Annotated in this window: 12 protein-coding genes; 10 read left to right on the plus strand and 2 right to left on the minus strand. The window is 30.9% G+C overall.

The window, feature by feature from the left end; translation table 11 throughout:
• The coding region (locus ABI549_RS12055) for a carboxypeptidase-like regulatory domain-containing protein (RefSeq protein ID WP_348076713.1) at nt 1-1,418 on the minus strand (1,418 nt) is incomplete at its 3' end.
• 198 nt (nt 1,419-1,616) lie between these two features.
• On the opposite strand from ABI549_RS12055, the gene ABI549_RS12060 reads away from it, so the two are divergent.
• The 9 genes from ABI549_RS12060 to ABI549_RS12100 all read left to right on the plus strand — a co-directional run bounded on the left by ABI549_RS12060 (nt 1,617) and on the right by ABI549_RS12100 (nt 9,464).
• Nucleotides 1,617-2,156: a hypothetical protein gene (locus ABI549_RS12060; protein WP_348076714.1), complete on the plus strand. Its 540-nt coding sequence runs from the start codon at nt 1,617-1,619 to the stop codon at nt 2,154-2,156.
• 123 nt (nt 2,157-2,279) lie between these two features.
• A complete protein-coding gene (locus tag ABI549_RS12065) occupies nt 2,280-3,338 on the plus strand; it encodes a nucleoid-associated protein (protein WP_348076715.1) in 1,059 nt (352 codons plus the stop codon).
• 92 nt (nt 3,339-3,430) lie between these two features.
• On the plus strand, nt 3,431-4,192 hold the full coding sequence (locus ABI549_RS12070; protein ID WP_348076716.1) for a Rossmann-like and DUF2520 domain-containing protein: 762 nt from the start codon (nt 3,431-3,433) through the stop codon (nt 4,190-4,192).
• Complete coding sequence (locus tag ABI549_RS12075) at nt 4,176-4,703, plus strand: HAD-IIIA family hydrolase (protein WP_348076717.1); 528 nt, start codon at nt 4,176-4,178, stop codon at nt 4,701-4,703. Before ABI549_RS12070 ends, ABI549_RS12075 begins: the two co-directional genes overlap by 17 nt.
• Before the next feature lie 65 nt (nt 4,704-4,768).
• Nucleotides 4,769-5,692 (plus strand): geranylgeranylglycerol-phosphate geranylgeranyltransferase, encoded by a 924-nt coding sequence (locus ABI549_RS12080; RefSeq protein ID WP_348076718.1) that lies wholly within the window; start codon nt 4,769-4,771, stop codon nt 5,690-5,692.
• Nucleotides 5,682-6,269 (plus strand): Maf-like protein, encoded by a 588-nt coding sequence (locus ABI549_RS12085; protein ID WP_348076719.1) that lies wholly within the window; start codon nt 5,682-5,684, stop codon nt 6,267-6,269. Before ABI549_RS12080 ends, ABI549_RS12085 begins: the two co-directional genes overlap by 11 nt.
• Nucleotides 6,270-6,358: 89 nt before the next feature.
• Nucleotides 6,359-6,865 (plus strand): hypothetical protein, encoded by a 507-nt coding sequence (locus ABI549_RS12090; protein WP_348076720.1) that lies wholly within the window; start codon nt 6,359-6,361, stop codon nt 6,863-6,865.
• Between the two features lie 105 nt (nt 6,866-6,970).
• Entirely contained in the window at nt 6,971-7,723 is a 753-nt protein-coding gene (gene truA, locus ABI549_RS12095; RefSeq protein ID WP_348076721.1) for a tRNA pseudouridine(38-40) synthase TruA, read from the plus strand.
• The gene (locus ABI549_RS12100; RefSeq protein ID WP_348076722.1) at nt 7,710-9,464 is read left to right on the plus strand and encodes an ABC transporter ATP-binding protein; all 1,755 of its coding nucleotides are present in this window, start codon (nt 7,710-7,712) and stop codon (nt 9,462-9,464) included. The genes truA and ABI549_RS12100 overlap by 14 nt, the downstream gene beginning before the upstream one ends.
• Before the next feature lie 8 nt (nt 9,465-9,472).
• On the opposite strand, the gene folP is transcribed toward ABI549_RS12100, so the two are convergent.
• Nucleotides 9,473-10,297 (minus strand): dihydropteroate synthase, encoded by an 825-nt coding sequence (gene folP / locus ABI549_RS12105; protein ID WP_348076723.1) that lies wholly within the window; start codon nt 10,295-10,297, stop codon nt 9,473-9,475.
• Between the two features lie 112 nt (nt 10,298-10,409).
• Here folP and ABI549_RS12110 point away from each other — a divergent pair.
• The coding region (locus ABI549_RS12110; protein WP_348076724.1) for a nucleotide modification associated domain-containing protein at nt 10,410-10,815 on the plus strand (406 nt) is incomplete at its 3' end.

Consider the following 10,815-nt stretch of genomic DNA (forward strand, 5'->3'; position numbering starts at 1 on the left):
AAAGCAAATTGACTGTTTTTTGCCATTTTATATGCCATCGAAAATCTTGGAGAGATCGAATTCTCATTCAGTAAACTATTGTTTGATGCTCGCAAGCCAACTTTTGCAGCTAACTTTTTTGAAAAAAATATTTCTGCTTCAGAAAAAACAGCTGCAATCGAATTTTTATAACCATCATTTAATACAGAACCAATACTTGGTGTAAAGTCTTCATTAAAATCAGTAATGAAATAATCTGCTCCAAAAGATAATTTTACTCTTTCAGAAATAGATTTTCTAAGTTTTAGTTTAAAATGAGCTGAATTTTCATCATTCTTTACATTATCAAGAGCCAATTTTATTTTATTTTGGCTTAAACCGTAGCTTAAACCAGTTACAAGTTGCCAATTTGCTCCAAAATTCCCTTTATAAGAAGAGTTTAAATAAAAATTATTGTTGTTTAAATTTACTCGAACTTTTTCAGCATAATTAATATTCTCTTGATTAATATCAAACTGAGAAGTATCGAAAGCAGCATACAGTTTAAACGTTCCGTTCACAAAATGATATCTATACACGGATTCTCCAGATAGTGATTGAAAAGGCTTGTTCCAATCTACATTTTGCTTAATTACAGCAATATATGGTGCTAAATTAATATAATTAGCGTTTACACTTAAAGAACTTTTTTTCCATTTTTGTGTATTCCCAATTCCCAAACCAACGGTCATAAAGGCCATATTGGTTTTGTTCTGATCAGGTTCGTCTTCAGTATTTAATAACAAAACGCTAGATAAAGCTTCTCCATATTCTGCAGAATAACCACCTGTAGAAAATGAAATTCCACTAAACAAAAACGGAGAAAATCGTCCACGAGTAGGCAAATTATTAGTTGTTGCACCGTATGGTTGTGCCACACGAATACCATCTACAAAAGTTTGAGTTTCATCGGCTTCACCACCACGAACAAATAGTCTTCCGTCTTCACCAACATTATTAGTTCCTGGCAAAGTTTGCAAAGCGGCAATAATATTCCCTGCCGAACCTGCTGTGGTTACAATATCTAATGGTTTTAGGACTGAAACTCGAGCTTTATCACCAGAATCAAGATTTCCTGCTGTAATTACAACTGCATCGAGCGTGTTTACATTTTCTCTTAGCGTGATGATTTGATTTTGAAAATTATTTGTTTCAAAATTTATTCTTGATGTTTCATAAGATAAAAAACTTACTACTAAAACCTGATTTCCTTCTACTGAAGTCGTAAAACTAAATTCTCCTTTTTCGTTACTGGAACCTCCATCATAAGTTCCTTCAATAAAAATGTTGGCTCCAGGAATAGGAAGATTTTTCTTATCGAGTACTTTTCCAGAAATAGTAGTTTGAGAAAATGTAGTGATAGATAATAATAAGATTGCGATGTTAAATATTGTCTTCATAATTTGTTTGTTTGATGAAGCAAAATTGCATCATGCATTGCAAATTTAAAATTTATGTTTACCCAATTGTGGAAATTTAGAGATGAATTGTAAATTAATTTATTTATTAAAAGAAAATCTTATCAACAAATCGTAATTCATGATTCGTATTTCGTAATTAATATTTTACCTTTGAAACTTTAAAAATAAAATACGATTATGGTTTACAAATTCAGAGTAATTCTTGACAATGAAGAAGATATTTTTAGAGATATTGCAATACTTGCCGACGATACTTTAGAAGATTTGCACAATGCAATTTTCAATTCATTTGGTTTCGATGGTTTAGAAGTGGGTTCTTTTTATACTTGCGATGAAACTTGGAATCAGGAAGATGAAATTCCTCTTTTTGATTCTGGCGATGTTCTTGGCGAGATGAAAATCATGAGCGATTATTTATTATCCGATATTTTAGATGCTGAAAACACAAAGATAATTTATGTTTACGATTTTATAAATATGTGGACCTTTCTTGTCGAATTAGCAGCTATTGAAGAAATAACAGCTGGAAATACCTATCCTGAAACACTTTTTGTACATGGCGAAATGCCATTAGAATCTGGAGAGAAAAACTTTATGGCCGATGATGAGGATGAAAACTATAACGAATTTGAAGATGATCTAGATGAAGATGATTTAGATATGTTTAGCGGCGATGACAGTTTTGAAGATTATGGGTTTGAAGAGAATTGGAATTAATACAAAAATTACGAATTACGAATTACGAATTACGAATTAAAACAACATTAATAATATTAAACCAAGATTTGAGACATTTATTACGTCTTTAATCTTGGTTCTTTATTCTAAAAAATAAAAAAAATGATCAATTTATTCAACACACATATCGAAAGTTTATCTATACATCGTGTAGGAAACGTAAGTCGTAACGAAGAAATGTTTTTATCTGAAAATTCTTATGGACTAAACGACGAAATCATGCCGCTACTAAAAGAATATTTCCTAAAAGCGTTTCGTGATAAGGAAGAAAATTATTTTCAGTTTGCGCATGATGTCGATTTAGAATATAATGAAATGTTTAAATTGGCGAGCGAAATTTTTGAAAACCCAAGTAAAACTCACGAAATTTCAAAAAAAATTACCAAACATCTTTTCGAACAATCAAACCATCCACATATAAAAAACGGGGAAGTTTATGTAACACATTTAACCAATATTTCTATTGATAATAATGTTGTTGATGCTATTGGCGTTTTTAAAAGTGAACTCAAAGCCGATTTTCTTCAGTTTGAAGAGAAAGGAACAACCTTAGAAATGATTTTGCAGCAAGGAATTAACTTAAACAAATTGGATAAAGGTTGTTTGATTTTTAATTACAAAAAAGAAGAAGGCTATAAGATTCTTACTGTAGACAGTAATCGTTACGATGCCCGCTATTGGTTGGAACATTTCCTTTCGGTAGATGCTTTTCAGGATGAAAATTTTAAAACTAAAAAATATTTAAAATTTTGTCAAGACTTTGCAAAAGAAGTTGTTTTCCCTGCCGAAGACAAAAAAGAAGAAGTAATGTTTATGAATAGAGCTGTAAATCATTTTGCAAAAAATGACCAGTTTGAAGAAAGTAACTTCTTGAATGAAGTTATTGACAATCCGGACTTAATTTCGGAATTTAAAAGCTATAAAGTAGACAAAGGAGAAAAATACAGCATAGAGGATTTAACTAGCTTTCCTATTGCCAATGCTGCAGTTTCGGATGCAAGAAGAACGATGAAAAATGTAATCAATTTAGATACTAATATTCAAATAAAACTAGATTTCATCAACCCAGAAAGTGCCGAAAAATTTGTAGAAAAAGGCTGGGACGAAGAAAAACAAATGTATTATTATTTAGTTTACTTCAACAAAGAACAGAAATCATAGTTTCTAATAATTATTAAAAAAATAAGTTGTTAAAAAACTAAGTTACCAAAAGGTGTGATGTAAAAGTCACACCTTTTTATTATTTTAGCCAAATGATTCGAGTAGTAATAATAGGTTCTGGAAATGTTGCACAACATTTGATAAAAGCTTTCGCTAAAAGTGATATTGTAGAAATAACACAAGTATTTTCTCGAAAGAAAGAAAGTCTAACAAATCTTCTTGATTCTTCAAAAATCACAAGCAATTTAAATGCTTTAATTGATGCTGATTTGTATATTATTTCGGTTTCTGATAATGCAATTGCAGAAGTTTCTCATCAATTAAATATTGAAAATAAATTAGTCGTACATACTTCGGGAAGTGTTGATATAATTGATTTAAATGATAAAAATAGAAAAGGCGTTTTTTATCCGTTGCAAACATTTTCAAAAAATGCAGCAATCAGTTTTGATATCATTCCAATTTGTTTAGAAGCAGAAAATAAGGAAGATTACAAATTGTTAGAAACGGTTGCCAAATCTATTTCTGATAAAGTTTTTAATATCAATTCAAATCAAAGAAAAGCTTTGCATGTTTCGGCAGTTTTTGTAAATAATTTTGTAAATCATTTGTATAAAATTGGAAACGACATTTGCAATGACAACAATATTCCTTTCGAAATCCTGCAACCTTTAATTACCGAAACTGCAAACAAGATTGCTTCGCTTTCGCCAAATGAAGCGCAAACTGGACCAGCAAAACGAAACGACACACAAACTATAAATACACATTTGCAATTTCTAACAGACGAAAATCAGAAAGAAATTTATAAAATACTAACAAAATCTATTATCGATAATGGCAAAAAGCTATAAAGAAATTATGAACGACATTACTACATTTATATTTGATGTTGATGGCGTACTAACCGACGGAAAAGTACACGTTTCTCCAACTGGAGAAATGCTTCGAGAAATGCATATTCGTGACGGATTTGCTATGAAAGCAGCACTAGAATCTGGCTATAATGTTTGCATTATTTCGGGCGGAAGTAACGAAGGTGTTCGTATTAGATTAAGAAATTTAGGCATCACAGATATTCATCTTGCGGCTCCAAACAAAGTAGAAACTTTTAAGGAATATATCGAATTATACAATATTAAACCTGAACAAGTCTTATATATGGGCGACGATATTCCAGATTATCATGTCATGCAACTGGTAGGATTACCTACTTGTCCACAAGATTCAACCCCCGAAATAAAAGGAATTTCTAAATATATTTCACACATAAACGGAGGAAATGGCGCTGTTCGCGATGTGATAGAACAAGTGATGAAAGTACAAGGAAAATGGCTTACTTATTTTGATGGAAAACACGATTAAAATAATTATAAATTTTGAATTAAGTCTAACAATCTAATGTTCTAAGAAGTCTAACAATCCAATAAATGAAATACTTAAAACTCATTCGATACCAAAATTTATTAATGATTGCCTTAATGCAACTCATTGTTTTATTTGGATTCCTAAAAATGCAAGATATTCCTTTGGCTTTGGCACTATCGCAATATTACCTATTAATAGTTTCAACGGTTTGCATTGCTGCTGGTGGTTATATCATCAATGATATTATGGATCAAGATGTTGATACCGAAAATAAACCTCAAAAAGTTATAGTAGGCAAAACCATCACCGAAGGATTAGCCTATAATTTATATGTTGTTTTTACCATTATTGGTGTAGGAATTGGATTTTATCTTTCTAGAATAATCATGCGTCCTAATTTTGTTACCGTTTTCATTTTATGCGCAGCATTGTTATATATATATGCTACAAACTTTAAGCAAATCATGATTTTAAAAAATGCTATTGTGGCTTCTTTACTAGCTTTTAGCATTATAATAATCGATTTATTTATGATTTTTCCAGCGACAGATATTACTAATAGAGAACAAATGCATCCTGTATTTTCTGTTATAATAGATTTTGCTACAATAGCATTTATACTGAATTTTATTAGAGAAATTGTAAAAGATTTAGAAGACACAAAAGGCGATAATAACCAAGGAATAAGAACCTTACCAGTAGTTTTCGGAGTTTCTAAAACATCAAAATTAATATTTGTATTAAGTTTCGTTCCTGTTTTGTCTATTCTATATTATGTATATAATTATTTGTTTCAGCTACAATATGCAACAGGTTATATTTTCTTTTTTTTAGTTGGACCGCTACTCTATTTTATCATTAAAATTTGGTCGGCAGAAACAAAAAATGATTTTCATCATTTAAGTAATGTTTTAAAATTCGTTATCTTTTTCGGAATCATTTCTATTGCAGTAATCGGAATAAATATGAAATATTATGTTGCGTAAAAAATACCAAAATACCAAAATAATTTTAGCTTCTGGTTCGCCAAGAAGACAAGAATTTTTCAAGAATTTAGATTTAGATTTCGAAATTCGGCTGAAAGAAATCGAAGAAGTTTTTCCAGAAATATTACAATCATTAGAAATTACCGATTATTTAGCCAAATTAAAGGCTTCCGCGTTTGATGGTGATTTACTCGAAAATGAACTTTTAGTAACCAGCGATACTTTAGTTTGGTTACAAAATGAAGCATTAGGAAAACCAAAAAATTATGATGACGCTTTTGCTATGCTTCAAAAATTATCCAACCAAACTCACGAAGTTATCACATCAGTTTGTTTTAAAACCAAAGATAAAACCGAGATTATAAATGATATTACCAAAGTTACTTTTGGTACATTATCCGATGAAGCTATTGCTTATTATTTAGATAACTACAAACCATTCGACAAAGCTGGAAGTTACGGAATTCAAGAATGGATAGGACTTGTAGGCATAACAAACATTGATGGTTCGTACACAAATGTTGTAGGATTACCTACCGAAAAAGTGTATCAATATTTGTTAAATTTTACTTTTTAATATTCTCATAAACATTTATGGCATGGTTGTTGGAAATTGATAAACAACAAACATATTTATTAAGTTATTCATAAATAAAACCATAAATCATGAAGAAATTAAAATTTACAATCGCCGCATTTATATTGCTATTCACATTACAATCTAACGCACAAATTTCGGTTAGTTTAAATATTGGTTCACGTCCTACATGGTGTGATCATCACGAAGCAGAATATGATTATTATTACCTTCCAGAAATAGAAGCTTACTATGATGTTCGCTCATCAGTTTATATTTACCTTGGTCCAAGAGGTTGGATTCGTTCGGTATATTTACCAGAATATTGTCAAAATTATGATGTAAATCACGGATATAGAGTGGCTATCGATTATAGAGGTAATTGTCCTTACACTTATTTCAACAATCACAGAGAAAGATATTATCGCCCAAATTACAGAAACTATCGCGAAGAATATTACCGACCAAATTACGAGCACAGAAGAGAATACGCTGTAGTAGAAAACCGTCGCAGAGATAACGATGACAACCGTTACAATGGTCGCGAAAATCACGATAACGGTCGTGGACACAGAAATGGACACGGAAGAAGATAATTTACTTACTTAATTCTTAAATTCAGAGGACATATTGTTCTCTGTTTTTTTTTATATAATTACCAACCGATTTCCTTTATCTTTGTAAAAAATTCATTTTTTGTTTTGAGATATTTTATCAAATTTGCTTATAACGGAACCCATTATCATGGCTGGCAATACCAACCCAATGCTTCATCAGTACAAGAAACTTTAAACAAAGTTTTTTCGACACTTTTACAAGAAGAAATAGACATTATGGGTGCTGGACGAACAGATGCTGGCGTGCATGCCAAGCAAATGTATGGTCATTTTGATACTGATATTGTTATAGATAATTCAAAATTTATTCACAAAGCAAATTCTTTTTTACCCAAAGACATTGTTGTTTTTGATATAATTCCCGTTCACGATGAAGCCCATACCAGATTTGATGCCACTTCACGAACATACAATTATCATATTTCGACTTACAAAAATGTTTTTACTAATGATTTAGCTTGGTATTCATCAAAAAATTTAGATGTCATTGCCATGAATGAAGCAGCAAAATCATTATTAAAATTTACTGATTTTAAATGTTTTTCAAAAACAAATACCGATGTAAATACTTATAATTGTAAGATAACCGAAGCTTTTTGGACTATAGAAAAAGAACAACTTATATTTACCATCACGGCCGACAGATTCTTAAGAAACATGGTTCGTGCTATTGTGGGAACACTTATTAATATTGGTTTACACAAAATAACAATTGATAATTTTATACAAATAATTGAATCTCAAAATAGAGAAAATGCTGGATTTTCGGTTCCAGCACATGGTTTATTTCTCACAAAAATCGAATATCCGTACATAAAGAAAGATGAAAGCATTTGATACAAGCCTTTTCAAAAGGATTTTAGAATATACCAAACCATACAAAAAACGTTATTATAGTGTAATTGTTTGGGCAATATTATTGGCAATTTTCGCAGCACTTCGCCCCTATTTACTAAAAAACATAATAGATGATTATGTTTTACCCAAAGACAAAAACGGATTTTCTTTATTCGTAATTCTTATGGCAAGTTCACTTATTCTCGAAGTATTATCCCAATTCTACTTTGTTTATTGGGCAAACTGGTTGGGACAAGACATTATAAAAGATATTAGGATGAAGCTTTTTAAGCACATGACAAGTTTCAAAATTAGTTATTTTGATCATGAACCTGTAGGAAAATTAGTCACCCGTTCTGTTTCTGATATCGAATCTATCGCAAGAATCTTCAGTCAAGGTTTATTCATGATTATAAGTGATTTACTTAAAATGATAGTGGTTTTTGTTTTTATGCTTTATATGAATTGGAAATTAACAATGATTATTCTTGCCGCAATGCCAATCCTGATTTATATCACTAGAATATTTCAGAAAAAAATGCAAATGGCATTTGAAGAAGTAAGGAATCAAATTTCTAATATGAATACTTTCGTGCAAGAACGTGTTACAGGTATGAAAATAGTACAGCTTTTTACTAGAGAAGATATTGAACTCGAAAAATTTAAAGAAATAAATGACAAACACCGAAAGGCATGGGTAAAAAATGTTTGGTACAACTCTATATTTTTTCCAATCGCAGACATTATTTCGTCTTTATCCTTAAGTTTTATTGTCTATTATGGAGCCATGTTAATCTTAAACGACGATCCATTAACCAAACAAGGCGATTTATTTGCTTTTACTATGTATATCTCCATATTTTTTACACCATTACGTCAAATTGCAGATAAGTTTAACGAAATGCAAATGGGAATGATTGCCGCCAATCGTGTTTTTGAAATATTAGACACCAATAATCATATTGAAGATATTGGTACACAAATCGCTCCAAAGTTTAAAGGAAAAATCGATTTCGAAAATGTAACTTTTGGTTACAAACCAGACGAAGATGTTCTAAAAAGTATCAATTTATCTGTCGATGAAGGAAAAACCATTGCCATTGTAGGAGCAACTGGAGCAGGAAAATCGACCATAATTAATTTGCTAAACCGTTTTTACGAAATAAAATCAGGCACAATTTCTATTGATGGTAATGATATTACTCATTATACTCTAGATAGTTTACGCCAACAAATAGCCATTGTTTTACAAGATGTTTTCTTATTTGCAGATACGATTTATAATAATATCACTTTAAACAATCCAGCAATTTCAAGAGAAGAAGTTATCGCTGCGGCTAAAGAAATTGGCGCACACGAATTTATAATGAGTTTGCCCAGCGGATATGATTATAACGTAAAGGAGCGAGGCAATATGTTGTCATCTGGACAACGACAATTAATTGCATTTTTGCGTGCTTATGTAAGCAAACCTAGTATTCTAATTCTTGATGAAGCGACTTCATCTATCGATGTTTATTTAGAAGAACTTATACAAAAAGCTACCGAAACAATAACAAAAAACAGAACATCAATAGTAATCGCACATCGCTTGGCAACAATTATAAATGCTGATAAAATTGTAGTTCTCGACAAAGGAATTGTAGTCGAAGAAGGAACGCATAACCAACTATTACAAAAGGAAAATGGTTATTACCGAAAATTATATGATTCGCAATTTGTCGCTCTTGAGGAAATATAATTTGAATTTTATTTTTGTAATTGATTATACAACTTCACACACTCAACAGCTTCTTTCACATCATGAACTCGGAGAATATTAGCACCTTTTGTTAAGGCAATTGTATTTAAAACTGAAGTTCCGTTTAGCGCATTTTCAGGTGTGGTTTCCAATGTTTTGTATATCATCGATTTTCGTGAAATTCCAACTAAAATAGGCAATTCAAGCATTTGAAATAAGTCCAATTTATGTAGCAATTCGAAATTTTGTTCCAATGTTTTAGCAAAACCAAAACCTGGATCTACAATCAAATCATTAATACCAAAACTTCTGGCTTTTGCTACTTTTTCAGAAAAATAAAATAAAATATCTTTTACTAAATCATCATAATTTGTCATTTTACTCATGGTTTGCGGTGTGCCGCGCATATGCATCATTATATAAGGAACTTGCAATTTTGCAATCGTTTCAAACATTTTATCGTCTAGACTTCCCGCAGAAATATCATTAATTATTGCCGCACCATTTTCGATAGCTATTTGTGCTACTTTACTATTGAAAGTATCAATTGAAATAATAGTTTCTGGTAAATTTTTTAAAATTAAATCAACTGCCGAAACCACTCGATTTAGTTCTTCATCGACCGAAACAATTACCGCATTTGGTTTGCTAGATTGTCCGCCAACATCAATAAACCTGGCACCTTCGGTTAACATTTTCTCAACTTGATACAAAATATTTTTATCCGAAGTAAAGCTTCCGCCATCATAAAAAGAATCTGGCGTAACATTCAAAATTCCCATTACTTTTGGCGTCGACAAATCGATAAGTTGTCCTTTGCAGTTAATTGTCATTGGTGTGAAATTGAGTTTTTATAAATCTGCATTCAAAAATCGTTAATCTTCAATCAACAATCAAAAAAATACCTTATTTTTGAACAAATTTGATACAAATATAAATTAAAAAATGAAGAATACTTCACAACAATACGACGCAATCATTACAATTTGTCGAGATTTATACACCAAAAAAATGAAAGATTATGGTTCTGCGTGGCGTATTTTGCGTTTGCCATCGCTTACCGATCAAATATTTATAAAAGCACAACGCATTCGTAGTTTACAAGAAAATGAGATTCGAAAAGTAGATGAAGACGAAAGTTCAGAGTTTATTGGGATCATCAATTATTCGATCATGGCATTAATACAACTAGACAAAGGAATTGCATTGCAACCTGATTTAGATGTCAATGAAGCTGTAAAATTATACGACGAAAAAATTACGATTACTAAAGATTTAATGGAAAACAAGAACCATGATTATGGTGAAGCTTGGCGAGAAATGCGCGTAAGTTCATTGACCGATTTGATTT

Source organism: Flavobacterium sp., assembly GCF_039932285.1.
In the GTDB taxonomy this organism is placed as follows: domain Bacteria; phylum Bacteroidota; class Bacteroidia; order Flavobacteriales; family Flavobacteriaceae; genus Flavobacterium.